The following is a 26055-nucleotide window of genomic DNA, read 5'->3' as shown; positions in this document are numbered from 1 at the left end:
GCACAATCACCGCGTATTACTTCCCGCCCAGTCCTTTTTTCGCCAGCTCCTCTTTGAAGTTGTCGCGGGTGATCAGCACCACGTCGGTCACTTCGGTAAATTTCGGCGGTTCAGCCCCTTTGGTGACCCAGTTGTAGAGCATCTCGCTGGATTTGTAGCCGTGAACGTCCGGGCTTGGCAGCAGTGAACCATAGAAGCCGGTTGCCTGCGCTTTGGACAGCTCGCTGACGGCGTCAACGCCGTTGATGCCAATCCCGATCACGTCAGGTGCTTTGAAGCCCTGACCTTCCGTCGCGCGCACCCCGCCCAGCACGGTGTTGTCGTTCATGCCGACCACCAGCCAGTGTTTGACTTCTGGATGCTGCACCAGCATGGAGTTCGCGGCGTCGAATGCGCCCGGGATATCGTTGGATTTGGTTGGGACTTTATAGATCTGTTTTTCCGGGAAGCCGGCTGCTTTCAGCGCGTCCATTGACCCGGTCGTACGACGACGTGCCGTGTCCAGCTCGTCTGCGGTAATGGCCATCACCGCAGTCTCTTTGACATCCCAGCCGCGCTTTTGCATCTCTTTATAGAGTTCCTGCCCCTGGCGTTCGCCGATTTTGGTCGCCGCCATCATCACCAGCGGGACGCTGTCCATCGGTTTGCCTTTGGCGTTAACGAACTGATCGTCAACCGCGATGACCTTCATATCGTAACCGCGCGCTTTCGCCGCGATGGCCGAACCGAGTTTTGGATCCGGAGTACAGATAACGAAACCTTTCGCACCGCTGGCCGCCAGGCTGTCGATGGCGTTCAGGGTTTTCTCACCGTCAGGCACAGCGATTTTAATCACTTCAAAACCTAAATCTTTCCCGGCTTTATCGGCGAATTTCCACTCAGTCTGGAACCAGGGCTCTTCGGGCTGTTTTACCAAAAAACCGAGTTTTAAATTCTCAGCGATAGCGGATTGTGACATAACGGCAGCCAGACCGATGGCCGCCAGCGCTTTAGTAAATTTGTGCATGGTAAACTCCAGCTTTAGCATTCTTTTCTGTAGGGAATATGTGCGTGCTTCTTATTTAATCGGACTTAAAACAAGGCATTAGCGCTTACCTCGTCATAAGCGTTATTGCTGGTGATAGTTTTAGCGGGAAATTAATCATCCATAAGAGAGCCCCATCACACCGCAGAATTACAGTAATTGCGTACATAAATTCAGCGAAAAATGACATAAAAAAGGCAGGATTTGTCAGACAAATGAAAGTGGGTTAAGCAGAATTATCCATAAGATTAGCTAAGAAATCCCTGATACCCCTCAGCGGACTAAACGTCACCCGGTGTTAAAGGGGTTCAAGATGTTTTTCATCAAAAATGCACCAGGCATCTGAACACGGTTATTCCGCAGAATTTGATTTAGCGCAATTTTATTAGCACATGATATATTCGAAACGATTAATCCGTATTTCTCTTTTTCACGGAGTATTATTCCAACTTAATATTTTCGAAAGAGTAACAGTGTATCACTGCAATAAAAATTGTTAATTATTAGAGCATTAAACCATATTTAATTCATGGCGAGCTGATTGCATTTCTGTACTATATTAAACTTTGTAATGTATGGTAAATACAGCCTAATTAAGAGTTTTCTTAGACCAAAGACAAGGGTATGCTTATTTATATCGAACACAGGAAGTGAATTTCGGTCGACTTCGGTCACGGCAGAATGTGTATTTCTGCTCTTTTCTTCATATTTGCCTGACGCTCAGGTTAAGCAACGGACATCACGTCCCACAGTCAATAAGGATATGAGTATGGCTACCCAAACGATGATGCAAAAACTTAACGCGCAGATGAACCTTGAGTTCTACGCCTCGAATCTGCACCTTCACTTAAGTGCGTGGTGTGCCGAGAATAGCCTCACGGGATCTGCTACATTCTTTCGCTCTCAGGCGCAAAGTAACGTCACCCATATGATGCGTGTCTTTAACTTCCTGAAAGCCGCAGGGGCAAATCCTGTCGTTAAAGCCCTTGATGGGATCAATGAAAATTACTCTTGCCTGGAAGAACTGTTTCAGAAGACGCTTGAAGAGTATGAACAACGCTGCAGCACCCTCAACAAACTGGCCGATGAAGCCAAAGCGCAGCAGGACATTACGACACTCAGATTCTTACGCGATATGGATAAAGAACAGCAGCAGGATGGCCTGCTGCTGAAGACGCTGGCGGATGAGATCCATAATGCGCAGCAGGCAGGTTTATGTCCTGAGCAAACCGACCGTCATCTGCTCGACATCGTGGCGGTGCAGCACCACTGAGTTTTTTGGCCTGCTCCCATTCGGAGGAGCAGGCTCCCTTCACGTCTCCAACCTTCTGCTTTTGCTGAAATTTAACAAATCAGATCTGGCTCCCAATGATTAACCACACAACGTGTGATGATTTATTTAGTTACATAATCATTGACGAGGGAGCATCATGATCACCATTGAGTTTGTTGTCATTCTCCTCTGCCTGCTGACGGGTACGCGTTTCGGCGGTATGGGGCTCGGGTTAATCAGCGGTATTGGTCTTTTTATTTTATGTTTTGTCTTTGGTCTGCAACCGGGTAAGCCGCCGGTAGACGTTATGCTGACCATCCTCGCGGTGATTGGTTGTGCCGCTACGCTGCAGACTGCGGGTGGCCTCAACGTCATGATGCAGTTTGCTGAACGTCTGCTGCGCAAACACCCACAGCACATCACCCTACTCGCTCCATTCACCACCTGGATGCTGACCTTTCTGTGCGGCACCGGGCATGTGGTCTATACCATGTTCCCCATCATTGCGGATATCGCCCTGAAAAAAGGGATCCGCCCCGAGCGCCCTATGGCCGTGGCATCGGTCGCGTCGCAGATGGCGATTACCGCCTCCCCCGTGTCCGTTGCCGTGGTGTCGCTGGTGTCCATCCTGGCGGCCCAGCATGGCATCGGCCACGCGTGGGGAATCCTGGAAATTCTCGCCGTGTCGGTTCCCGCTTCACTTTTCGGCGTAGCTATTGCTGCCCTGTGGAGTTTACGCCGCGGAAAAGATTTGGCGGATGACGTGGAGTTTCAGGAAAAGCTGAAAGATCCTAAGCAGCGCGAGTTTATCTACGGTGGAACAGAGACGTTAATGAATCAGCGTTTCCCTAAACAGGCCTACTGGTCCACGTGGATTTTCTTTGCCGGTATTGCCGTGGTTGTTTTGCTGGGTGCGTTCCCTGAGCTGCGCCCCGCCTTTGAGCTGAAAGGCAAAATGACGGCGCTGTCGATGAACCTTGTTATTCAGATGATGATGTTAATTGCAGGGGCCGTGATGCTAATGGCCTGTAAGGTCAATGCGTCGGCGATTTCCAACGGCGCGGTGTTTAAGGCCGGTATGGTCGCGATCTTCTCGGTGTTCGGCGTGGCGTGGATGAGCGATACCTTTTTCCAGGCGCATCTCGACGAGTTAAAGCTGGCGCTGGAAGGCGTCGTGAAAAGCCACCCGTGGACGTATGCTATTGTGCTGTTTCTGGTGTCAAAACTGGTGAACAGCCAGGCGGCTGCGCTGACGGCCGTTGCGCCTATGGGCCTCATGCTTGGCATCGACCCGAAAATGCTGATCGCCTTTTTCCCTGCGTCATACGGCTATTTCGTCCTGCCGACCTACCCAAGTGATTTGGCCTGCATCGGCTTTGACCGTTCAGGCACCACCCGCATCGGCAAATTTATCATCAACCACAGCTTTATTCTGCCTGGGCTGATTGGGGTAAGCTGCGCGTGCGCGGCGAGCTACCTGCTGGTCCAGACGTTCTTTTGACAGTATCAAGGGGCGACACATGCCGTCGCCCATTTCCCGGTTTTAGTGGGATTCACCCTGCGGCGTGAATCGCAGTTCAATCAGGGCGATGGCTTTCTGGATCGCACGAAGCGTAACCGGATCGGCGGCAGCGGGATGGCTGGCGAAATCGATGTTTTTCAGCTGCGTAGACATCTTCTCGCGCACTTCAACCGGCGCAATCACGTCAAGAACATCAAGGATTTGTTTGATAACCAGCTGACAGGCGACAACGTCAGAGACCAGTTCCTGATCGGCGCTCAGGTTTTGTGACATGGGGTTTTCTCCTTATTTAAAGGCCGCCATAGTAGCAAAACACACCCCTGGCATCTCCCCTTCATCGCCTTCAGGTATAAAAAAACCCGCCGAAGCAGGTTTTTTTATCAGAACATGGCGCCCGGCGGCACGTCTTTGAAGGTGCGGCAGTAATTGGCCCACATACTTTTCAGGATTTTGCGCAGTTTCACGATGATGCTCCATTAACTTGTTATACAACTTTATCGTCAACGTGCCTATAATATGACCACCATCACAAAAATCAACACTTTTGTGATACACATCACATTTATATCAGAGCATGGCCTGAAAGCGCTCACCGCGGACCCGTTGCGAAGAGTGAGGGCAGATTGTCCGGCTATTCCAGCCATTGCAGCGGGCATCTGCGGGTACGATAACGTATTTCCATCCACTCAGAGCGAATCATGAAAAGAGTCATTGTAGCCGGCACAATCCTGCTGCTCGCGGGATGTACTATTAACCGCCAGGCTGAAGTCAGCAGTCTCGACGCGCCGAACGGCATCGTCCGCCTCGACTACGGCCAGGCTGCGCTGCAAAATGCGTATTCCGATGAGTATGTGAATAACGGCACGGCGGCAAAAGCGTGTCAGAGCATGGGGTATGCCACTGCCTCAGCCTATGGTCAGCCCATTAAAACCTGCACTCTGACCAGCGGCTCTTTGTGCCTGAACGAGAGCGTAACTATCCAGTATAAATGTATGGGTTACGCCGTTAATCCTAAGTCAACTAATCCGTGGTATTAATCGAAGCTGCCAGCGCATGCTGGCAGTTTATTTCATTACGAACAAAAACAATTCTCATTAATAAGTTATAAAAATCGCCAATGCGTTTTATTCCCATTCGTATTTTTAATAAATAAAATAAAAATTTTACGTTTTGCAAATAATTAAATAACAAATTATAGTGTCGCTCATTGTGAACCAGAAATAATAATCCGGAGCGTCACCATGCTGAAAACTGAAATGATCGACAAGCTCAACGCACAAATGAACCTTGAGCTTTTTTCATCCCTGCTCTACCAGCAGATGAGCGCCTGGTGCAGCTACCACAGTTTCGAGGGCGCTGCCGCGTTTCTGCGTCGTCACGCTCAGGAAGAGATGACCCACATGCAGCGTCTGTTTGATTATCTGACAGATACGGGCAGCCTGCCGCGCATTGAAACCGTGGCATCACCGTTCGCTGAGTATAATTCTCTCGATGAACTGTTCCGCGCCACCTACGAGCACGAGCAGCTTATCACGCAGAAAATTAACGAACTGGTTCATGCCGCGATGACCAGCCAGGATTATCCAACCTTTAATTTCCTGCAGTGGTACGTCGCTGAGCAACACGAAGAAGAGAAGCTGTTTAAATCCGTGCTGGATAAATTATCTCTGGTCGGGAAATCCGGCGAAGGTCTTTACTTTATCGATAAAGAACTCTCCACTCTTGATACGCAGAATTAATTTCAGCGCGGTGCCGGCTTCCGGCACCGCGTTAATTTACATACACCCCGCACAGCTGGTGCAACGCCAGTCATGGGGATTCACGGCCTGGTAAAAATAGCGGTAGCTGGACGTCTCCAGCGGAATACCCACTTCGAAAAACAGATCCGTTAACCAGTCGACATTCTCGATGATCCACTCATCTTCCTGTAATCCTTGTGCAAAGGTTTCATCTTCAGGATCAATAACCGAATAGATTGCCCAGGTGCCCATATCCTTTTCGCGGCGGGACTCGGGAAGGTTCAGGGGCTGATTCTGCCAGCTGATTATCCAGTGACCATGGCACAACAGGTTACCTCCCCGGCTCCATGCCGCGGTAAAGGGATTCTCCCCGGCCATAAGACCCTCACTTAATTTGATAATTTGTATTTATTGTTTACGTTACGCCGGAATGTCGGGCAGCAGTATTGCCCTTATGAGGTAGGCATAGGCCTGGGTCATTAATACGTAAATAATTTTTTACACCACTTGTAACGGTGATTTGACGAGTAACGGCTTTTCCCTTACTCTGCGCCGCAGATTTTGTCGCGGTTAAGAAGCGTTGTAGAGGAAAGCGTGAAAAACAGAACTCTGGGAAGTATTTTTATCGTCGCCGGAACGACAATTGGCGCAGGAATGCTGGCAATGCCTCTGGCAGCCGCAGGCGTGGGATTTGGCATGACCCTGCTGCTGCTGGGAACGCTCTGGGCGCTGATGTGTTACACCGCCCTGTTGCTGCTTGAGGTTTACCAGCACGTACCCGCTGACACCGGTCTGGGTTCGCTTGCGGCGCGCTATCTCGGACGCTACGGTCAGTGGATAACCGGCTTTAGCATGATGTTCCTCATGTACGCCCTGACCGCCGCCTATATCAGCGGTGCCGGGGAGCTCATCGCCTCCAGCGTCAACGACTGGTTTGGCTCTGACATTACCCCTGCGACGGGCGCCATCTTCTTTGCGCTCATCGGCGGCGGCGTGGTCTGCGTGGGCACATCGCTGGTCGATCTGTTTAACCGTTTTCTGTTCAGCGCTAAAATTCTCTTCCTGATTGTCATGCTGGTGCTGCTGGCGCCGCACGTGCACAAGGTTAACCTGCTGACGCTGCCGCTGGAAAAAGGGCTGGCGCTCTCCGCGATCCCGGTCATTTTCACCTCGTTTGGCTTCCACGGCAGCGTGCCGAGCATCGTCAGCTATATGAACGGCGATATCCGAAAACTGCGCCGCGTCTTTGTTATCGGCAGCGCGATCCCGCTGATTGCCTATATTTTCTGGCAGCTGGTGACGCTGGGCAGCATTGACTCTTCAACCTTTATTGGGCTGATGGCGCAACACGCTGGCCTGAACGGTTTTCTGCTGGCACTGCGCGAGGTCGTCACCTCCCCACACGTGGAGCTGGCGGTACACCTGTTTGCCGACCTGGCGCTGGCAACCTCATTCCTGGGCGTGGCGCTCGGCCTGTTTGATTATCTGGCCGACCTGTTCCAGCGCCGCAATACCGCGGCCGGACGGTTACAGACGGGCGCAATTACCTTCCTGCCGCCGCTGGCGTTCGCGCTGTTTTATCCGCGCGGATTTGTGATGGCGCTGGGGTACGCAGGGGTAGCGCTATCGATCCTTGCCCTCCTCCTCCCTTCCCTGCTGGCGTGGAAAAGCCGTCAGCAGCATCCTCAGCAAGGGTATCGCGTGGCGGGGGGAAAACCGCTGCTGTGCGTTGTGTTTGGCTGCGGGGTGGTGATTATTCTGGTGCAGGTGTTGATTGCAGCCGGGATGCTGCCGGAAGTGGGTTAAATAAAAAAAGGGGCTGTCATCAGCCCCTTTTTTATCAGTGCAAACAGCAGCTCTTAAACTTCTTCCCGCTGCCGCAAGGACACGGATCGTTACGCCCGACCTTTGTGCCGTTTACAATCGGCTTCTTCGCTTCCGGCTGCTGCGGGTTGTTTACCCAGTATTGATATAAACGCAGTGCCGCAGGCTGGATGCTCTCGATGCTGGCGATGTACTCCTCTTCGGACAGTTCATCCAGCTTTTCGCTGTTCTCTTCCGTTCCGTGCAGCGCAATCACTTCAAGATCGGCCTTCAGCGCTTCCGGCAAGGCTGACCAGTCCGTCAGCGCCACGCCGCGCATGTAGCCGTAGCACCACTCTTCCACCACGGTATAGCTCTCACCGTCAACGTCGTTATAGCCAAACATCGGTTCGAACTGATCCGGGTATTCGCTCAGACGCTCGGCAATATCGTTCATGTGCTTAAAGCAGAGATCGATAAAACGGTTCATCTCACGATCGTTTTTCCAGCGCGGAATGTACTTCTCGCCACCCCAAACCGCCACCAGCCAGGCATCTGGCTCAACGACAACAGGACCGGAAAGCACTGCGGTAAGCATGCCGTCCAGTTCGGACACGTCAATCACGGACGCGTCATCATGACCGTAAGACATTAACGTCTCTTCAAGCCACGCCATTTCGCTTTCATTCAATGGGCCTTCAGTCATCGCTGATACTCCTGCAAAAAAGGAAACGATCCTAACACATATCTCACCCCTCTCCGGGCTGAAGTTTAGGTCTTTATTGCTGCAAAAACGTGCAAACCGTGACCTTTGCACAACTTATGGGCTTTATTGTTAACGATATGTGATCTCCGCTGTAATTTCTTCTCCTCCCGCAAGGCGGCATAATGCGGCGCTCTATACTCAAACATGTCGCATGCTCGTCAATGGGTTAACCATTCTGGCAACGTTTTTGCTTAACGTTCTTCGCGCGTCCCTGCGCAGGGAAATCTCGCCGTAATATGCAGGATGCCGTCTGTATCTTGTTCGTTTAGTGCATTTTGTTCTTGCTCGTGTTTCGGATTGGCTGCGCCGTCGGGCGTTCGGGTTTACGCCGTGGTGCAAAAACCTCTTTGCTAAGGAACATAATAATGTCGCTGAAATTTATCAGAACTCCTCTTTCTCTTGTGTTGGCCGGTTGCCTGGTGACGGCGTTTTCCGCCCGGGCAGATATTGTGATTGGCGTGGCCGGACCGTTCACGGGTCCGAACGCCACCTATGGCGATCAGTACTGGCACGGCGCTACGCAGGCCGCTGAAGACATTAATGCCGCAGGCGGCATTAACGGTGAGAAAATCAAACTGGTTCAGGGGGATGATGCCTGCGAGCCCAAGCAGGCCGTAGCCGTCGCCAACCGTTTAGTTGACCAGGATAAAGTCAATGCCGTGGTCGGCCATTTCTGTTCCTCTTCAACAATGCCCGCATCCGAGGTGTATAGCGACGCAGGCATTATTGCGATTACCCCCGGCTCAACTAACCCGCTGATCACCGAACGCGGCATGAGCGATATGTTCCGCATGTGCGGCCGCGACGACCAGCAGGGTCAGGTTGCCAGCGACTTCATCATCGACAAGCTGAAAGCCAAGCGCGTGGTGATCATTCACGACAAAGACACCTATGGTCAGGGTCTGGCTGACGCCACCAAAGCGGCGCTGGCGAAACGCGGGGTTCAGGATGTGATGTACGAGGGGTTATCCCGCGGTGAAAAAGACTTTAACGCGCTGGTCACCAAGATCGGCGCGCAAAAACCGGACGTCGTGTTCTTCGGTGGCTGTCACCCGGAAGCCGGTCCGCTGGTTCGCCAGATGCGTGAGCAGGGCGTACAGGCAAAATTCTTCTCCGGGGACTGTATTGTCAACGAGGAGATGGTGACCGCCGCGGGCGGCCCGCAGTATACCAATGGCATTTACATGACCTTCGGTAAAGACCCGCGCCTGATCCCGGACGGTAAAGCGGTTATCGAGAAATTCCGCGCCGGTAAATTCGAGCCGGAAGGTTACACCCTCTACTCCTATGCCTCCGTACAGGCCATTGCCGCGGCCTTCAAGGCCACCGGCGGCAAGGACTCCGCCAAAGCCAGCGAGTGGCTGAAGGCCAATTCCGTCGACACGGTGATGGGCAAAAAAGCCTGGGACAGCAAAGGCGATCTGAAAGTGTCTGACTACGTGGTTTACCAGTGGGACGACAAAGGAAAATATAAGGAAGTGCAGTAACGGGACGGAGTCACGCTCAACGTCGGCGGGCCTGCCCGTCGGCGCGTAATAAACATCAGGCTGCGCGGCTCGCGCAGCCTATAAAACGAGCGCGCTAAGATGAGTACATTCTTCCTGCAACAGTTAATCAATGGCTTAACGCTGGGTTCCGTCTACGGCCTGATCGCCATCGGCTACACCATGGTGTACGGCATTATCGGGATGATCAATTTCGCCCACGGCGAAGTGTATATGATTTCCGCCTATCTTTGCGCTATTGGCCTGGCGCTGCTCTCGTTCTTCGGCCTGCAGTCCTTCCCGCTGCTGATCCTCGGCACGCTGGTGTTCACCATTGTTGTCACCGGGGTGTACGGCTGGACTATCGAGCGTATCGCCTACAAGCCGCTGCGCAACTCCACGCGCCTGGCGCCGCTGATCTCCGCCATCGGGATGTCGCTTATCCTGCAAAACTACGCGCAGCTGAGCCAGGGCCCGCGCCAGCAAGGGGTACCGACCATGCTGGACGGCGTCATTCGCCTGCATCTGGGCGAAGGGTTCGTGCAGATAACCTACACCAAAGTGTTTATCCTGGTTGCCTCGTTTGCCGGCATGCTGGTGCTCACCTGGATAATCAACCGTACCCGGCTGGGCCGGATGTGCCGCGCGGTGCAGCAGGATCGCAAAATGGCCTCCATTCTGGGCATTAATACCGACCGGATTATTTCGCTGGTCTTTGTCATCGGCGCGGCGATGGCCGGTCTGGCGGGAGTGTTGATCACCATGAATTACGGCACCTTTGATTTCTACGTCGGGTTCGTGATCGGCATTAAAGCCTTTACTGCAGCAGTACTCGGCGGCATCGGCTCCCTTCCCGGCGCGATGCTCGGTGGCCTTATCCTGGGCGTGGCGGAAGCGCAGTTCTCGGGCATGGTGAACTCGGACTATAAAGATGTCTTCTCGTTCGGCCTGCTGGTCATGATCCTTATTTTCCGTCCTCAGGGCCTGCTTGGACGCCCAATTGTGGCCAAAGTGTGAGGGAGAGAATGATGACATCACACGGTTTTTCACTTAAACGCTGCATTCTGGACGCGATTTTATCCGGGCTGATTGCGCTGATTATCTTCGGCCCCATCGCGGGCGTGGTGCTGGACGGGTACAGCTTTAACTTCGCCGGGCAGCGACTGGCCTGGATGGTTGGCATCGTCATGCTCGGACGCTTTCTGTTGAGCGCCTTTTTAGGTACCGCCCCGGGGGCCCGTTTCCAGGCGCGCTTCGAGGCCGACAGCGCGGGCGTATATGTCCGGCCGCCGGAATACAAAAGCCGCATGCGCTGGATTATTCCTCTGGTGATTACCCTTGCGATTTGCTTTCCGTTTGTCGCCACTAAATATGTGCTGACCGTCGCCATTCTCGGGCTGATCTACGTGCTTCTCGGTCTGGGGCTGAACATCGTCGTAGGCCTGGCCGGTCTGCTGGATCTGGGATATGTCGCGTTCTACGCGATTGGGGCGTACGGTCTGGCGCTGGGGTACCAGTATCTCGGCTTAGGCTTCTGGAGTATGCTGCCGCTGGCGGCAATCATGGCCGCCGCCGCAGGCGCCCTGCTCGGTTTCCCGGTACTGCGCATGCACGGTGACTATCTGGCCATCGTCACCCTCGGGTTCGGGGAGATTATTCGCCTGATACTGAACAACTGGCTGACCTTCACCGGCGGACCTAACGGCGTGTCGGCCCCTCCCCCCACCTTTTTCGGCCTGGAATTTGGACGACGCGCGAAAGAAGGCGGCGTGCCCTTCCACGAATTTTTCCACCTGACCTACAACCCGAACATGAAGTTTATTTTTATCTACGCGGTGCTGTTCCTGGTGGTAATGCTGGTGCTCTATATCAAGCACCGCCTGACGCGGATGCCGATTGGTCGTGCGTGGGAAGCCCTGCGTGAAGACGAAATTGCCTGCCGCTCAATGGGGTTAAATCATGTTCTGGTTAAGCTTTCCGCCTTTACACTGGGCGCGTCGACCGCGGGCATTGCCGGGGTGTTCTTCGCCACCTATCAGGGGTTCGTGAATCCAACCTCCTTTACCTTCTTTGAATCGGCACTGATCCTCGCCATTGTGGTACTGGGCGGTATGGGCTCGACGCTGGGCGTGGTGCTGGCCGCCTTTGTGCTCACGGTCACGCCGGAACTGCTGCGCAGTTTTGCCGAGTATCGCGTCCTGCTGTTTGGCATGCTGATGGTGGTGATGATGATCTGGCGTCCACGCGGTTTGATCCGCATTAACCGCAGCGGGTTTGCCGTGCGTAAGGGCGTCGCACCATGAACGAAACGATATTACGCGTTGAGCATCTTATGATGCACTTTGGTGGGATTAAGGCGCTAAACGATGTCAACCTGGACGTACAGCGCGGCTCCATTACCGCCCTGATTGGGCCAAACGGGGCGGGAAAAACAACCGTGTTTAACTGCCTGACGGGCTTCTACAGAGCCTCCGGCGGCAACATTTTGTTTAACACCCGCAATAAAACGACCAACGTGATTCAGGTCCTTGGACAAAAATTCCAGCCGGGTGACTGGATTAACCCCGCGCAGTTCGGGCAACGGCTGTTCTACAAAATGTTTGGCGGAACCCACCTGGTCAACCGAGCCGGGCTGGCGCGCACGTTTCAAAATATTCGTCTTTTTCGCGAGATGTCGGTCGTGGAAAACCTGCTGGTCGCGCAGCATATGCGGGTGAACCGCAATCTGCTCGCCGGGATCCTGAACACGCCGTCCTACCGGCGGGCGGAAAGCGACGCCCTGGACAGAGCCTTCTACTGGCTGGAAGTGGTGGATCTGGTGGAGTGCGCCAATCGCCTGGCGGGAGAGATGTCGTACGGCCAGCAGCGGCGTCTGGAAATTGCACGGGCAATGTGCACCGGGCCAGAAATGATCTGTCTGGATGAACCCGCCGCAGGGCTGAACCCGGTTGAAACGCATAAGCTGAGCAGCATTATTCGCTTTCTGCGGGATCACCATGACATCACGGTATTACTGATTGAGCATGATATGGGGATGGTGATGGAGATTTCGGACGACATTATCGTGCTCGACCACGGCGATGTGATTGCCAGAGGAAAACCCGAGCAGATCCAGCATGACGAAAAGGTCATTGCCGCCTATCTGGGCACGGACGAAAGCGAGGTCACCCTATGAGCGAACCGCTGCTGGCTTTTCGCGAGGTGGATGTGTTTTACGGCGTCATTCAGGCGCTGAAGCAGGTCTCTCTTGAGGTGAATAAGGGGGAAACCGTGGCGCTGATTGGCGCAAACGGCGCGGGTAAATCGACATTGCTGATGTCCATCTTTGGTCAGCCTCGTATCCGCAACGGACAGATCCTTTTCGGCGGTGAAGATATCAGCCATAAATCCACCCACTACGTCGCGTCCGGCGGCATTGCGCAGGCGCCGGAAGGCAGACGAATATTCCCGGATATGACCGTTGAAGAGAACCTGCTGATGGGGACCATTCCCATCGGCAGCCAGTTTGCCGCTGAAGATATGCAAACCATGTTTGACCTTTTCCCTCGTCTTAAAGAGCGGCGTAAACAGCGCGCGATGACCATGTCCGGCGGGGAACAGCAGATGCTGGCGATCGCCCGGGCGCTGATGAGCCGTCCGAAGCTGCTGCTGCTGGATGAACCGAGCCTGGGCTTAGCTCCGATTGTGGTTAAACAGATCTTCCAGACGCTGCGTGAGCTGGCCCGCAGCGGCATGACCATCTTTCTGGTGGAGCAGAATGCGCACCATGCGTTGAAGCTGTCTGACCGCGGGTATGTAATGGTTAACGGGCAGATCCGGCTGAGCGGCAGCGGTGAGGAGCTGCTGGGGAATCAGGAGGTGAGGAAGGCGTATTTGGGCGGGGTGTGATGTGAAACCTGCCGAATGGGCTTATGCAGTGAAGGATCTTTTCGGCACATACGGGATAGAAGCACTGGAGGATACGTTAGTCGATATCGCCTCTTTGTTTGGATTGCTTCCGGCAATTCTTACAGGTTTGTTAGTAAGGAAAGTAGTAAAACGAATGTGATTTATGAGCCTTCATGCGTCGCCTCGAAGGTTTTTTTGACTCGGAAACGCAAAACCCCGAAAGTTGGATACCCAACTTTCGGGGGGCACTTCATTTCTGTGGTTTCATGATAACGTTGTTAAATAAAACTGTCGTCGTCATTGCTGTAGTCGTCATCTACATAGTCGTTCTGCCAGGTGTCGTTATTATTGCCGAACGGATCGTTCTGGTTGAGGAAACGGGTGTCAGAGACGTTATTAACGTCGCCGTATTGATTACCGACCAACGGTTCACCACCGACAGGCATTGTCGGTTCTTCGATAATGTTCACGATCTCTTCCGGCCGCGACTGATGGAACATGCTGGTAAGCATCTCGGCCAGCGCGATGCCACCGGCCACGCCAGCGGCTGTCTGGAGTGCGCCAGCCATAAAACCGCCGCCGCGATTAGCTGGCGCTGGCGCCCGTGAGTAATCCTGCGCCGGTGGCTGCTGCGGCTGGGCATTCCAGCTGTTGTCAGGCTGCGGGTTACTTTTCCCACCACCAAACAGGCCGCCGAGGAAACTGCCGCCCGTCGAGGGTGTGCTTTTTTGCGCGGCTAATTCGCTTTCAAGCTCCTGAACGCGGGTCTGCAGGCGTTTCAGGGCCGCTTCCTGAATCAAAATCGATTGCGCCATATAGTAGGGGGCCGCAGGCTGCTGCCTGACGAATTCAGCGATCTGACGCTCTGCATCTGCGTCCCGTTGGCTGTTTTGTTGTCCGGCCTGTTTCAGACGCTCGAAAAGGCCGTTGATAAGCTGCTGTTCTTCATATTGCATGACAATAACCTTCCGCTCTCCAGGGTGGATACCAACCAGTTTATCAGCGGCGGCAACCTGTGTCTGGGGAGTGAAATGTTTGTTTAAGATTGGTTGCAGGTTAGCTGAAAATCGCCCTGCTTTCCGGGCTTGATATTAGAGAGTTAGGCTTAACGTTCTGGTATGGCAGCAAATTCTCGGGCACAGCACGATCGTGATGACGATGAGATACGCTCACTTCGCGCTAAACTAGAGGCACAAAAAAACCACCTTTCGGTGGTTTCACGACACTGCTTATTGCTTTGATTATTCTTTGTTTCCCATGGTAGCCGGAGTGGGACTTGAACCCACACAGCGCGAACGCCGAGGGATTTTAAATCATGCGTGTTATCTATGATAATCAGATAGATACGTTTATTTTTCGCCATTAACTCATAATTTTAAGATCAAATGAATCAATAGCTTACGTTTATCGAAAAGTCACAATGGCGAACCCTTGCCCCAAAGGCGTTGATCTGATTGAAGAAAATTGTTAATTTTCATTTAAGAGTATTTAGCCAGTAACATGAGTTCGATTCTCATGAGCATGCCTTTTATTCCGGCTCTTATCATAATGTCAGTCATATCGCTCCTACGTCTCGTAAGTGTCGTCTTGATGAATCATATAAATAAGGAAAAGCCTATGAATAAAGTATTCCGCGGTATCCTAATATTCGCTTCATGCATCTGTGAAACTCTTTGGGCTGGAATAGTAAGCGTCGCTGCTGGTGCCATCCCTGGCCACTCCGAGTCTATCTCGGTACTGGCTAAGTACTCTTAAATTTTGCCTAACACACCATCATGGGGTGTCGGGGGGCGGAGGTTAAAATACTCTCACACCAACCAAAATATGTCTTAAAACCAGTCGCTTACTAATGATTTTTAATATCTGCAATGAAGCGCGGTGAAACGTTAATTAAATAGCCGTGCAATCATCATCTCTAACCCGATTGATAAAGCCCAAGAACCTTCACCTCTGCATGCGCGGTTCCCTCTATCGCCTCACCTTCATCCGTAATGAGCGCTTTTCCTATCAGCTTGACAAACTGCGTAAGCCCATCGCTCAAAATCAGAAGGATATCCCCTTCGCTGGTTTTCACTCACGACTCGATAACCGCAAAGCCAATAAACAAGCCGGGACCGACAAAGAGCTTGTGATTTATAGTAGTCTATCCACCCTACTCGATTTGAATTATAATAACCAGAGCTGAGAGAAAGGAGATGGCATGAGTACTAAATACTATATAACCAAAATTTGGTGGGGCGCCATCATGTGGGTAGTTGTATTTTACAACACATTATACAGTCACGAATGGGTCGAACTATCGGATCGTGAAAAGATCGTTTTCATCCTTTCCTCTATCAGTCTTATTTTATTCCCTATTTCTTATAACGTAATAGAAAGAGCAGGTATGAAATACTTGCCGACCTTCTGGGAAAACCAATGTGTGAATGAACAAACCCCATCAAAATTTTTTTCTGTAATAATACCGGTACTGTGCTTCGCTTTTGCCATTCCCTTATCATTATTATACCCACTCATATCCTATAATAAAAAGGCCATTTGAAATGGCCTTCTATATCTACTAAAGACCTAAAGACTTATTGATTGCACTCAGCACATTTTCATTCGCGAACAGTGCTCCGCTTAGCATCATTACCATACCAAAACCAACAATACCAAGTGGTGCTCCTGCAGCAGCAAACGCTACCGTAATCAACTCACCAGCAACTTTACTTACAGCCATTGATTCCAGTTTGTTAAATGCATCTTTCCAATCATTAGTAGTCAAACCTTTGTATACTGCATTAGAAAGATCCGCTAAATCAGCGAAAGCATTAAAACGTCCAAACAACTTAGAATATGCAGCTAGCTGTTTCGCCATAGCAGCTTGGTCGAGAGATTTAAATGCATTAGCAATGGCCGCTTTATCCGCTGCATTAAGCTTGTTTACGGCAGAACCTTTATATTTATCAAACAATGCCACAGCCTCAGGCACACTACGAATTTTTGCACTGCGCGCCTGTGCAGCTAACTCCTGTGCCAGACGAGCGGAGCGTTCGCCAAATTTTTTCGAAACTGACTCGAAAAATGCTGTCGCAGTCGTTATCGCATCTTTCATTTCAGCAGCTGAAGCAACAGCAGCATCTGCGTTCTGTTTGTTCGATGTCGCAACAGGTAATGCCTTTTGAGCATCATCCAGAGCTTTCTGAGCTGCGGCAATTTCAGCCTGCCCGTTTGTCAAAGCCTTTTTAGCACTGTTCAGTTCATTCTGTGCGACATCAGCCTGATAACCCGCCTGCAAGGCCTGATAGCGACCAGGCCCTCCCATATCATTCAGGAAATGTCCCAGTTCATGAGCACGAGCGGTAGCCTTATCTGAAGCCTGTTGCTTAGTTGTAACATTAGCTTCCAGACCTGGGATTTTCGATTTTGCCGTATTCAGTCGAGTCTGCGCCTGATTAATAGCAGCATTTGCTTTCGCAACATTATCAGCCGCTGTTTTAGCATTTGTTTGCGCAGCTGTAAGGGCATTATCAGCTAATTCCTGACGGCTTGGTGATGTTGCAGGGACACCAGTAACACCATTATGTTCACCAGGTTCAGGTTTCATGTAAGAACGATCAAGGAGAGAATTAAGCACTCGCACAAGACGTGTTGAAGAAACGTATGCAAGTTGCGAGTTTTCTCCCGTCATTTTAATACCATTCATATAATTAAAACCGTCAGCACCGGCTATAACATCTCCCCAGGGAGTATGTTCAACATTTGATGACGAACTGCCCGACGAAGAATGATTGCCACCATTACCACCACCGTTACCACTGCCACCAGAACTGCCAGATCCGCTATGACCATCATTGTAAGGGTCATTTTTCCCCATGTGACCAAAGCCACCGACAGAACCGCTATTTAACTCAGTGCTCATAAAAATATCCTCTTTGACGTTTAATAATCAGGTGCGCGGTTTATTGCCTGCCTTGTTAGCGGCACGCTGTTGAAATCCACTGCACACCAAAAATACTGTATATATAACAATGTGTTTATATACAGCACTCACGATATTACGCTTGGCTATCTCACATCGTCAACAGGATTTCCCCTACCATTATTTGCCATGTGCAAACAACAAATGTCAGACCGCCTTTAAGCTCTACGATAGATAAAAGGAAACAGGAGACGCTGTCACTTTTTATGGCATGTACCGTTCATGACACATCAAATTCACTGGCTGTTCGCGCTCCCAGTTGTAGCGTGTCATGGCGAAAGGGCTTGCAAGTTACTGCGCAGAGAAGGACAACAGAAGCGAAGTGTATGCAAAGCCTATTTTCAGGAGTTTACGGCTGCTAAAAAAAGATATTAGTATGTGTTTTTTAGCAACTACAGGGACTTTCCTACGTGACATCACGACTTATTAAACCTGTTCTTTTACTCCTTCCATTTCTCCTGAACGCCTGCACCAGCGACGGAAAATCTGTTTCTCAGGCTCAGGAACATTCAGTAACGAGATTAGCGGAACAAGAGCAAAACCAGGACTATGCTGCACAGATACATCAGGCAGTAATTGAACAGTTTTCGGACAGATCGTCACATAAGGGGAAAAAATGCACAGTCAGGATTTCCATAGCGCCGGACGGATTGCTGTTGAGTGCAGAGATTGAGAAGGGTGATCCTGAGTTTTGCCAGGACGTTCTCTCAGCAATAACCCGCGCGAAAATCCCACCAGCCCCGGATAAAGAGACCTGGCTGAAATTCAAAAATGCCCCTCTGCTGGATTTCGCCTCCTGAAAAATCTCCTTCTGCCGGAGGCCGGTCATAGCCTCGGTCGCCGGTAGGTTTACTGCGGCTGGAGCTGTGGCCCCAGTGTTTTCAATAAGGCGGGAAATGCAACTACATCGTAGATGATCGCCTCTTGCTTTCTGTCCACGCCGTTCGCAACCAGTTGGCCCGCATGCCCCCTTTCGTCTGAGTAATCTCATGAAAAACTCATTTAATTTCAATGTGCTGGTTTCAAACTATATAATCAGCGTTAAACTGTTTGGTAGAAATCACACTCACCATGAAATCAGTAACTTAATTATTAATCAGCGACTTACAAAAACTACTGTGTGGACTTTATCGGACAATATAGGTCGTTTTAACGCCCCAAATCATGCCCCCGGCTCAATTTTGCCCCCAAATTTGCCCCCCAAAAATGACACTTTTGCGTAGCTCCTTCCTGTTTCACAACGTATCGCTTTACGCCTCTCGTCATCGTCAGCATAATCGCCACGAATCCGTTTGTAAGACTTAACCAGCGGGCGTTACTTTTTCTCCCTGCCCTATACTTTCAGTCTGACTGACTGGAGGTTTCTATGTGTGGTCGTTTTGCACAAGCACAAACCCGTGAAGAATATCTGGCTTACCTGGCCGATGAAGCCGATCGCGACATCGCATACGACCCGGAACCCATTGGCCGGTACAACATGGCGCCCGGTACCAAAGTTCTGCTTTTGAGCGAACGCGACGAGCGGCTGCACCTCGATCCTGTTTTCTGGGGTTACGCTCCCGGGTGGTGGGATAAGCCGCCTCTTATTAACGCGCGTGTCAAAACCGCGGCCACAAGCCGAATGTTCAAACCTCTCTGGCAGCATGGCCGGGCGATTTGTTTCGCAGATGGGTGGTTCGAGTGGAAGAAAGAAGGCGACAAGAAGCAGCTCTACTTCATTCACCGTGCCGACGGCCAGCCCATATTTATGGCCGCGATCGGCAGCACACCGTTCGAACGCGGCGATGAAGCAGAAGGTTTTCTGATAGTGACGTATGCTGCTGACAAAGGGCTGATCGATATTCACGACCGACAGTCACTGGTACTATCACCAGAAGCGGCCAGGGAGTGGATGCGTCAGGATATAGGCGGGAAAGAAGCGGAAGAGATAGTTGCCGACGGCACAGTGGACGCCGACAAGTTTATCTGGCACGCAGTGTCGCGTGCCGTTGGTAATCAAAAAAATCAGGGTGCTGAATTGATTGATAATATTCAGTGATATCCTGACAGATATTACCAGAGTTTTACGCTTCCATCTGGCTGTTTACCACCCACTGGAGACATGTCGTATACCTTATTTACACATTTTTGGATGCCGTCTTTAAGATGCTTTACCATTTTCCTGTCTGAATTATTCTGATCAAAATAATTTACAGTGGTAACGTTATTTTTCTTGTAAATTTCAGCTTCGCCATATGGCCCGGCGGAATAATTAATCTTATAACCCCAGAATTCTTCTTTATAGCCAGGTAAAATGTAAGGGTCGTAATCTGCAAAGACATCAGCAATGCATAATGCAACGCTTTTTGTATCGCTCTTAGTCGTATATACAGCGTCAGGAGTACCATGTTTTGGAGGCTCCTGGATAATTGCACATCCAGATAAGGTAAGAACTGCTAATGCGAGAATAGGTTTTAACATATCAATTCCATTTAAGTATTTATAAGTGCCTGAATAAGATACTTTATTTTGACAATAATGTCCTGCATCTATTTAACAATTAATAAATCTTGAAAGCGGGTCGTATAACGCGGCGAAAGCATTTCTCGCTTCATTTGCCATTGCTGCTGAATGCCCTGCCCGGTAAAGTAGAGCGTTCCTTTCCCATCTTTGGCGTTCAGGTGATCGAGCACCTCCATCAGTTTATCACTGCCGGCCCGCGGCGCGTTCTCATCGAAAAGGTTTAGCTGCGCCCTCCCTGGCTGAAAAAATCTCCTAGCAGGATTCCAGCCTTTTGATAGCGATGGCCATCCTTCCAGATTTTGTCCAGGCATTTACCGCGGCGTTGATGATGTCTCGTGAATCCTGTGTTGGCGTGAGAAGCTTCATTGACGCACTGTTGCCGTAATATGGCTCATTTAGGGCAAAAGGTGACGTCTTCACGAACGCCGAGATAAAACGGCAATACTGATGCTCACCACGTAGCTTTTCTGCACCTCGGGCAGCATAACTGCAAATAGCCTGGCGCATCTGCTCGTATTCTGTAACGCGTTCGCTAAAAGACCGGGAACAAACAATCTCCTGTTTTGCAGGTGCAAACTCCTCCAGATCGAGGCATGGCTCTCCGCGTAGTTCCCTAACCGTTCGCTCGAGTACCACGTTAAAGTGTTTATGGATAATCCACGTACTTTGTTCTGAGAGGACCAGAGCAGTTTAGACGCCCATGGCGTTCAGCTTCTTACTGATGCGCCTGCCAACGCCCCATATATCTTCAACAGGTACTATAGCCAACAACCGACGTTGCCGATCGATATTGGACAAATCGACCACCCCGCCGGTCTGACGCTGCCATTTCTTGGCGGCGTGGTTTGCCAGCTTAGCGAGTGTCTTTGTCTGTGCAATACCAACCCCGACAGTTAGATGCGTGCTCTTCAGAACCGTAGCGCGGATCTCTTTGCCGAACTCCGTCAGGTCCCGGCAGTTGCGAACACCTGTCAGATCGCAAAAAGCTTCGTCGATGCTGTAAATTTCGACGCGGGGGCTCATTTCCTCAAGCGTCGTCATTACCCGGTTCGACATGTCGGCATAGAATTCGTAGTTACTGCTGAAGCAAACAACCCCGGCGCGCCGGAAGAGATCCTTTTGCTTAAAAAACGGCTCTCCCATAGTAATTCCAGCGGCTTTGGCCTCGGCACTTCGCGCGATTACGCAACCATCACTTCAGGGTGCTGAACCTGTAACGACGGCTTAAAAGTTGCCAGAGGGTTGGGTGGCGGTGCCGGTTGAACCGACCTATCAGATATGTGATGCGATGGGGCTGCCCTCAGGCCATTTCTTTGACCGCCTTCCAACTTCCACGCACTTTGCGAAGAGTTCTTTAACTCTGGCGAGTTTCATGAGCTGGCCACCGAAACCTGAAAGGACTACAGAAAATATGGCGCAAAGGTGAATGTCGTTTTCGGGAAGATGAAGCCAGACAACACTAAACCTGAGCATATCAGGAAGTATATGGATAAGAGAGGTGTTAAAAGCAGGGTTCAGGCTAACCGAGAGAAAGCGTTTATATCGAGGGTTTTCAGGTGGGCATATGAGCGCGGAAAAGTGAAGATGAATCCTTGTCAGGGAGTGAAGCAATTTAAGGAAAAGGCCAGAACTCGCTATGTCACTGATAAGGAATACGAAGCTTTGTTAAGCGTTGCTGGACCCCCCGTGAAGGTGGCTATGGAACTTGCTTATTTATGTTGTGCCAGACAGGGAGATATCTTGGACCTGAAGAAAAGCCAGATCCTCAATGAAAGCATAATGATTCAGCAGAGCAAAACAGCTGTACCTCAAATTAAAGCATGGACGGGGCGACTGGATAAAGCAGTCAGGCTTGCTGAATCTATCCCGCTAAATACAGGAATGGTTAGTATATACCTGATCCACCAGCCGTCTGGTTTGAGATATACAAGAGTGCGTTTAACGCGCAGTGGGGAAAAGCTAAAACCATGGCCTCAGAAAAATTTCCTGAGCTTGACTTCAAATTCACTTTCCACGATTTAAAAGCAAAAGGGATATCAGATCTGGAAGGCACGCTTAACGAAAAACAGGGAATCGCTGGTCACAAAAACGCGTCTCAGACCGCGCGTTATGATAGAAAGATTCCTATTGTTCCGGTAGTTGGGGGCAGTAATGCCCTCTTCTTATGGCGAAGCTGAATGGCGAAACAATGGCGAAAAACAGGCAATAAAAAACCACCTTTCGGTGGTTTACACGACACTGCTTATCATTGATTTTATTCTAGTTTTCCCATGGTAGCCGGAGTGGGACTTGAACCCACACAGCGCGAACGCCGAGGGATTTTAAAAACTATTAGAGAGTCTTATTTATCATAAGCTTATGATAAATAAGACTCTCTCTGATGGTAATCGCTGGTAATCACAGGTAATGGCTGGACTTTTGCTGCCACTATTTAGAGGGCCAAATTAAGCTGATCCCTCCCATAGTGCGAAGCGGGAAAAGCATCGGATGGAATGAAATCAGCCGGTAACTTTTCGCGGGGGGCGCGTTTGGTTACCAGCTTCTCAACGCTGTTGAGCGTAGTAAACGTAATACTGCATTCGAAATTCTGGCACTGGTGATAATGCCGGACTGTCATTTCGCTAAGAGGGCGACTGGTGCGCGTACGTGCGACGGCACCACAAACAGGACACTTAAACATAATGGCCTCCCATGGCGGGAGTTGAACTCGCTCATATTATGGCCGCTATGATTCGGTTTCTGCAATCCATTCAGGTATTTTTGCTTCCAGCTCCAGACGTGTTTTAAACCCACTATCGTCGATAGTGTGGCTTGCCTTCGCAATTATCCAGTCCTGCCCGTCAATGACGTCTTTGAACTCCGCTACCGTTCCGTGCATCTCCGGATACAGATCCGCGCGCCCGTAAGCCAGGGTTAAAGAGAACTCAGCAGCTCCGCGCTGGAGTTGTTGCCATTTTGCAGCCGCTGCACGTTGTGCGGCCATCTCACTGCTGTACGTCGTACGGAGTACAAAAACGTTACCATCTTCACCGGCAATATAGTCCCCTTCCCGGCTGCTGCTTCGCGGCTTTTTGTCTGCGGTTTTCTTACGCTTTTTAACAGTAACCTTTTTCTTTTTTCCGAATTCCATATCAAGCCAGTACGCCTGCACGCCAGTGTATGCGTCGCGATCTGCAATCCGGAAAGAATGGCGATCTCCGCTGCTGCGCGTGATGGAAAATTCCGGCAACGCTCTGCCGTTTGCGCTGACACCGCCACCAGGCAGGATGAAGAGCAGGTAACCATTTTTCACAGTTGCAATAGCGCCCAGCATTTCCGCCATGCGCGTCAGAAACGACATGTCGCTTTCCTGTGTCTGATCTGCATGGTCGATCTCGGCGGACATCAGTTGCTCTGAGATAAGGGGTTTAAGTTTGTATCGGTGAGCTATAGCAGAGACGATGCGCTCGACTGTAACGTCATGCCATGACACCTCCCGCTTGACGTTAAATTCATCGCGGAAATCTGCACTTCTGGCCGTGATCTCGATACGGTCCGGCGGCCCTGAGTGCGCAATTTCATCCACGATGAAAATCCCTTTGTGTACCAGTTTTTCTCCCTGCCAGCCTATCGCTACCGATAATTCAGCGCCACGTGGCGGTAACTCAATATCTCCCTGGCTGTCATCAACAGTGATAGTCAGTTCATCAGCATTAAAGCCCCTGTTATCTGTTAATTCTAACGAGAGCAGTTTCTCATCCAGCATGATCAGCGCCTTGCCGCCAAGCATGACGTTAAACGCTGGCACACGTGACAGGTCGCCTGGGTAATTCTTGAATTTCTCAGCACCTGCATTCAGCAGGCTTTTTGCGCTCTCTATCGCGTCAGTTGTCAGTGTCATCGCTTTCTCCTCCCGCAAATATTTCCATGCGCGCGCGATAGGACAAACAGCCTTTTGTTGTCGCCTTTCTGTGACATCCATCGTGACGTGTCTGCCGCACGGAATTCAGCGAATATCACCATGAACTCACTAAACATGATGGCGGTAGAGTATGACCGACAACTTTTTCCACGGGGCGCGCACCAAAGAAAACACCGACCTCCAGACCGCGATCAATGACATTGATTCAACGGTCATTGGTCTGGTTGCGGTGGCCGATGATGCCGATCCCCTCACCTTTCCACTTGATACGCCAGTCCTGATCACTCGCGTGATTAGCGTGCTGGGTAAGGCGGGCAAAACAGGCTCACTGTATAAATCTCTCAAGGCTATTTCCGACCAGGTCAGCACACGTGTAATTGTTGTTCGTGTCGCTGCAGCAAAGGAAGGAGAAAATGCCAAAACGCAATCCCAGCTCATTATCGGTGGCACGCAGGCTGACGGAAGCTATACCGGGATGTTTGCCCTGTTGACCGCAGAGCAGAAAACCGGTTATCGCCCTCGCATCCTCGGTATTCCGATGTACGACACGCAGGAAGTGACCGCACAGCTGCGCGTAATTGCGAAGCAGCTGCGTGCATTCTCTTACAGCTACTGCGATGGCTGCGAGACTATCGCCGAAGCGAAAACCTACCGCGAGCAGTTTGCCGAACGTGAAGGGATGATGATTTGGCCTAACTTCATCGCCTACAACCCGCAGACCGGCGTTAATGAAGAATTCCCGGCTGTTGCCTATGCGCTTGGCCTGCGGGCACTGATTGATAATGAGCAGGGCTGGCACAAATCACTTTCTAACGTTGCGGTGAAAAACGTCCTGGGTATCTCTAAAGACGTGTTCTGGGCGTTACAGGCGGAGGACTCCGACGCTAACGAGCTGAACGCTAACGAGATTACCACGCTGATCAAACGCGATGGCTTCCGGTTCTGGGGTAACCGTACCACCGACACCGAAGAGTATATTTACGAGGTGTTTACCCGGACGGCCCAAATTCTTGCGGACAGCATTGCGGAAGCACAATTCACCACCGTGGATAAACCGCTTACCCCGGCTAACGTCAAAGACGTAGTAAGCGGGATCAATGCCAAACTTCAGGCACTGGTCACTGCTGGCAAACTGATTGGTGCGGCATGCTGGTTTGATATTGTCGATAACCCGACCACCGGTATTCGCCAGGGTAAAGCCGTTGTTCGCTACAACTACAGCCCCGTACCACCGCTGGAAAACCTGACGCTGATCCAGACGTTTACCGATCAGTATTACGAACCAGCCTTTGCATCGCTGGGAGGTGCATAAATGGCTATTCCGAAGAAACTCCGCCTGTTCACGATGTTTGTCGATGGCGACAACTACATCGGGAAGATCCCCAGCGTCACGCTCCCGAAAATTACCCGTAAAACGGAAGATTATCAGGGTGGCGGGATGCTTGGCTCCGCTGCTGTTGACCTCGGCCTTGATTCAGGTGCACTGGATGCATCAATGGTTGTTGGCGGCATGGTCGAAGAGCTGATCCTGAAATGGGGCGGGGATATTGACGAATTACGCACGCGCTTTGTCGGTGAGATATACAGCGGTGGAACAAGTTCCCTGCTTGAGGTCGAGATGCGCGGGCGTATTACCGAAGTTGACCAGGGCGAAGCCAAGCAGGGTGATGACACCAGCCATACTTATGCGCTCAAAAATACGTATTACAAGCTCTTCGTGGATGACAAGCCTTTGCTGGAAATCGACCTGCTGAACTTCATCTACAAGCGCAACGGCAAGAGTCTCTACCCGGACCGCATTGCGTCCGCCCTGGGTCTCGGCCAGTAATCTTTTTTTTAACCACTACCAATGGCGGCCAGCGTGGCCGCCCGGAGAAAGAATAATGTCAGTAACTCTCAGCCAACCCATTAAACGCGGCGACCAGGAAATCAAATCCGTCGCAATCACCGACACAATCAAGCAGGCTGGCTCACTGCGCGGGCTGCGGCTGGTTGATGTTCTCAACTTCGACTATGACGCGGTATCAACTCTGCTGACACGCGTCACCGCGCCTCAGCTGACAACCACTGATATTTCCTCAATGGCGACCGGCGACTTTACGGCGCTGTGCGAAGAAATTACGCCTTTTTTGACGAAAGCGGCGCCGTCCGCACCGAGCGAGGCGGCGACGGCGAGCAAGTAAGAGAGG

General features: G+C 51.2%; 28 protein-coding genes and 2 pseudogenes. 18 read left to right on the top strand and 12 right to left on the bottom strand.

Annotation, left to right across the window (positions count from 1 at the left end; translation table 11 throughout):
- Window positions 1-16: 16 nt before the first annotated feature.
- Window positions 17-1006 carry an arabinose ABC transporter substrate-binding protein AraF gene (gene araF, locus P349_RS17160; RefSeq protein WP_008500409.1) on the bottom strand — a complete coding sequence of 330 codons (990 nt, stop codon included), beginning with the start codon at window positions 1004-1006 and terminating at the stop codon, window positions 17-19.
- Window positions 1007-1793: 787 nt separating this feature from the next.
- Here araF and P349_RS17165 point away from each other — a divergent pair.
- Both P349_RS17165 and P349_RS17170 read left to right on the top strand, forming a co-directional pair.
- Window positions 1794-2297 carry a non-heme ferritin-like protein gene (locus P349_RS17165; RefSeq protein ID WP_024909786.1) on the top strand — a complete coding sequence of 168 codons (504 nt, stop codon included), beginning with the start codon at window positions 1794-1796 and terminating at the stop codon, window positions 2295-2297.
- A 157-nt stretch (window positions 2298-2454) separates the two neighbouring features.
- On the top strand, window positions 2455-3798 hold the full coding sequence (locus P349_RS17170; protein ID WP_023336144.1) for an anaerobic C4-dicarboxylate transporter: 1344 nt from the start codon (window positions 2455-2457) through the stop codon (window positions 3796-3798).
- 42 nt (window positions 3799-3840) lie between these two features.
- On the opposite strand, the gene P349_RS17175 is transcribed toward P349_RS17170, so the two are convergent.
- Entirely contained in the window at window positions 3841-4092 is a 252-nt protein-coding gene (locus tag P349_RS17175) for a DUF2766 family protein (protein WP_008500405.1), read from the bottom strand.
- 107 nt (window positions 4093-4199) lie between these two features.
- Window positions 4200-4283, bottom strand: coding sequence for a stress response protein AzuC (gene azuC, locus P349_RS26260; protein ID WP_014884364.1), 84 nt, complete (start codon window positions 4281-4283; stop codon window positions 4200-4202).
- 234 nt (window positions 4284-4517) lie between these two features.
- On the opposite strand from azuC, the gene yecR reads away from it, so the two are divergent.
- Together yecR and ftnA are read left to right on the top strand one after the other, a co-directional pair.
- Window positions 4518-4856 (top strand): YecR family lipoprotein, encoded by a 339-nt coding sequence (gene yecR, locus P349_RS17180; protein WP_024909785.1) that lies wholly within the window; start codon window positions 4518-4520, stop codon window positions 4854-4856.
- A 204-nt stretch (window positions 4857-5060) separates the two neighbouring features.
- Window positions 5061-5558 carry a non-heme ferritin gene (gene ftnA, locus P349_RS17185; protein WP_014884366.1) on the top strand — a complete coding sequence of 166 codons (498 nt, stop codon included), beginning with the start codon at window positions 5061-5063 and terminating at the stop codon, window positions 5556-5558.
- Between the two features lie 36 nt (window positions 5559-5594).
- Here the strand turns inward: ftnA and P349_RS17190 are convergent, their stop codons facing one another.
- Window positions 5595-5936 carry a hypothetical protein gene (locus P349_RS17190; protein ID WP_032646247.1) on the bottom strand — a complete coding sequence of 114 codons (342 nt, stop codon included), beginning with the start codon at window positions 5934-5936 and terminating at the stop codon, window positions 5595-5597.
- Window positions 5937-6152: 216 nt separating this feature from the next.
- Between P349_RS17190 and tyrP the strand changes: the two genes are divergently transcribed.
- On the top strand, window positions 6153-7364 hold the full coding sequence (tyrP, locus tag P349_RS17195) for a tyrosine transporter TyrP (RefSeq protein ID WP_024909783.1): 1212 nt from the start codon (window positions 6153-6155) through the stop codon (window positions 7362-7364).
- A 34-nt stretch (window positions 7365-7398) separates the two neighbouring features.
- Here tyrP and P349_RS17200 read toward each other — a convergent pair whose 3' ends face one another.
- Entirely contained in the window at window positions 7399-8067 is a 669-nt protein-coding gene (locus P349_RS17200; RefSeq protein ID WP_032646248.1) for a YecA/YgfB family protein, read from the bottom strand.
- Window positions 8068-8492: 425 nt separating this feature from the next.
- Between P349_RS17200 and P349_RS17205 the strand changes: the two genes are divergently transcribed.
- From P349_RS17205 to P349_RS26620, 6 genes are all read left to right on the top strand, one after another.
- Window positions 8493-9614, top strand: a complete 1122-nt coding sequence (locus P349_RS17205; RefSeq protein ID WP_023312277.1) for a branched-chain amino acid ABC transporter substrate-binding protein — start codon at window positions 8493-8495, stop codon at window positions 9612-9614.
- Between the two features lie 99 nt (window positions 9615-9713).
- Window positions 9714-10628, top strand: coding sequence for an ABC transporter permease subunit (locus P349_RS17210; RefSeq protein ID WP_032646250.1), 915 nt, complete (start codon window positions 9714-9716; stop codon window positions 10626-10628).
- Between the two features lie 11 nt (window positions 10629-10639).
- Window positions 10640-11914 carry a high-affinity branched-chain amino acid ABC transporter permease LivM gene (gene livM, locus P349_RS17215; protein WP_032646251.1) on the top strand — a complete coding sequence of 425 codons (1275 nt, stop codon included), beginning with the start codon at window positions 10640-10642 and terminating at the stop codon, window positions 11912-11914.
- The gene (locus tag P349_RS17220; RefSeq protein WP_032646252.1) at window positions 11911-12786 is read left to right on the top strand and encodes an ABC transporter ATP-binding protein; all 876 of its coding nucleotides are present in this window, start codon (window positions 11911-11913) and stop codon (window positions 12784-12786) included. Before livM ends, P349_RS17220 begins: the two co-directional genes overlap by 4 nt.
- On the top strand, window positions 12783-13499 hold the full coding sequence (locus tag P349_RS17225; RefSeq protein WP_032646253.1) for an ABC transporter ATP-binding protein: 717 nt from the start codon (window positions 12783-12785) through the stop codon (window positions 13497-13499). The genes P349_RS17220 and P349_RS17225 overlap by 4 nt, the downstream gene beginning before the upstream one ends.
- A gap of 1 nt (window position 13500) precedes the next feature.
- A complete protein-coding gene (locus tag P349_RS26620; protein ID WP_193745656.1) occupies window positions 13501-13659 on the top strand; it encodes a hypothetical protein in 159 nt (52 codons plus the stop codon).
- 118 nt (window positions 13660-13777) lie between these two features.
- Here the strand turns inward: P349_RS26620 and P349_RS17230 are convergent, their stop codons facing one another.
- The gene (locus P349_RS17230; protein ID WP_032646255.1) at window positions 13778-14455 is read right to left on the bottom strand and encodes a DUF2076 domain-containing protein; all 678 of its coding nucleotides are present in this window, start codon (window positions 14453-14455) and stop codon (window positions 13778-13780) included.
- 959 nt (window positions 14456-15414) lie between these two features.
- The gene (locus P349_RS25975; RefSeq protein ID WP_238550715.1) at window positions 15415-15573 is read right to left on the bottom strand and encodes a hypothetical protein; all 159 of its coding nucleotides are present in this window, start codon (window positions 15571-15573) and stop codon (window positions 15415-15417) included.
- A 126-nt stretch (window positions 15574-15699) separates the two neighbouring features.
- Between P349_RS25975 and P349_RS17235 the strand changes: the two genes are divergently transcribed.
- The gene (locus P349_RS17235; protein WP_032646258.1) at window positions 15700-16041 is read left to right on the top strand and encodes a hypothetical protein; all 342 of its coding nucleotides are present in this window, start codon (window positions 15700-15702) and stop codon (window positions 16039-16041) included.
- An 18-nt stretch (window positions 16042-16059) separates the two neighbouring features.
- On the opposite strand, the gene P349_RS25970 is transcribed toward P349_RS17235, so the two are convergent.
- The gene (locus P349_RS25970; RefSeq protein ID WP_081766794.1) at window positions 16060-17403 is read right to left on the bottom strand and encodes a colicin-like pore-forming protein; all 1344 of its coding nucleotides are present in this window, start codon (window positions 17401-17403) and stop codon (window positions 16060-16062) included.
- 470 nt (window positions 17404-17873) lie between these two features.
- Here P349_RS25970 and tolA point away from each other — a divergent pair, with 470 nt between their 5' ends.
- Both tolA and P349_RS17240 read left to right on the top strand, forming a co-directional pair.
- Window positions 17874-18263, top strand: a complete 390-nt coding sequence (gene tolA, locus P349_RS0124220) for a cell envelope integrity protein TolA (protein WP_032646259.1) — start codon at window positions 17874-17876, stop codon at window positions 18261-18263.
- Between the two features lie 566 nt (window positions 18264-18829).
- Window positions 18830-19501, top strand: coding sequence for an SOS response-associated peptidase (locus P349_RS17240; RefSeq protein ID WP_032646260.1), 672 nt, complete (start codon window positions 18830-18832; stop codon window positions 19499-19501).
- Window positions 19502-19515: 14 nt separating this feature from the next.
- Here P349_RS17240 and P349_RS0124215 read toward each other — a convergent pair whose 3' ends face one another.
- The gene (locus P349_RS0124215; protein ID WP_032646261.1) at window positions 19516-19923 is read right to left on the bottom strand and encodes a hypothetical protein; all 408 of its coding nucleotides are present in this window, start codon (window positions 19921-19923) and stop codon (window positions 19516-19518) included.
- Between the two features lie 68 nt (window positions 19924-19991).
- Window positions 19992-21162: pseudogene (locus tag P349_RS0124210) on the bottom strand (Y-family DNA polymerase); the annotation flags it as partial.
- A 132-nt stretch (window positions 21163-21294) separates the two neighbouring features.
- Here P349_RS0124210 and P349_RS0124205 point away from each other — a divergent pair.
- Window positions 21295-22142 (top strand): annotated as a pseudogene (locus tag P349_RS0124205) (tyrosine-type recombinase/integrase); the annotation flags it as partial.
- A gap of 254 nt (window positions 22143-22396) precedes the next feature.
- On the opposite strand, the gene P349_RS25255 reads toward P349_RS0124205, so the two are convergent.
- Together P349_RS25255 and P349_RS17245 are read right to left on the bottom strand one after the other, a co-directional pair.
- Window positions 22397-22645: an ogr/Delta-like zinc finger family protein gene (locus P349_RS25255; RefSeq protein WP_071995285.1), complete on the bottom strand. Its 249-nt coding sequence runs from the start codon at window positions 22643-22645 to the stop codon at window positions 22397-22399.
- 45 nt (window positions 22646-22690) lie between these two features.
- Window positions 22691-23845, bottom strand: coding sequence for a phage late control D family protein (locus tag P349_RS17245; RefSeq protein ID WP_032646263.1), 1155 nt, complete (start codon window positions 23843-23845; stop codon window positions 22691-22693).
- A gap of 151 nt (window positions 23846-23996) precedes the next feature.
- On the opposite strand from P349_RS17245, the gene P349_RS17250 reads away from it, so the two are divergent.
- The 3 genes from P349_RS17250 to P349_RS17260 are packed head-to-tail and all read left to right on the top strand — an operon-like array spanning window position 23997 to window position 26049.
- On the top strand, window positions 23997-25178 hold the full coding sequence (locus P349_RS17250; RefSeq protein WP_032646264.1) for a phage tail sheath subtilisin-like domain-containing protein: 1182 nt from the start codon (window positions 23997-23999) through the stop codon (window positions 25176-25178).
- Window positions 25179-25694, top strand: a complete 516-nt coding sequence (locus P349_RS17255) for a phage major tail tube protein (protein WP_032646265.1) — start codon at window positions 25179-25181, stop codon at window positions 25692-25694.
- Window positions 25695-25749: 55 nt separating this feature from the next.
- Window positions 25750-26049, top strand: coding sequence for a phage tail assembly protein (locus P349_RS17260; protein ID WP_010835089.1), 300 nt, complete (start codon window positions 25750-25752; stop codon window positions 26047-26049).
- Window positions 26050-26055: the final 6 nt, after the last annotated feature.

Origin of the sequence: Enterobacter sp. DC4 (genome assembly GCF_000568095.1) — a bacterium.
Lineage (GTDB): Bacteria > Pseudomonadota > Gammaproteobacteria > Enterobacterales > Enterobacteriaceae > Enterobacter > Enterobacter pseudoroggenkampii.
This window is presented reverse-complemented; position numbering and strand designations above follow the sequence as displayed.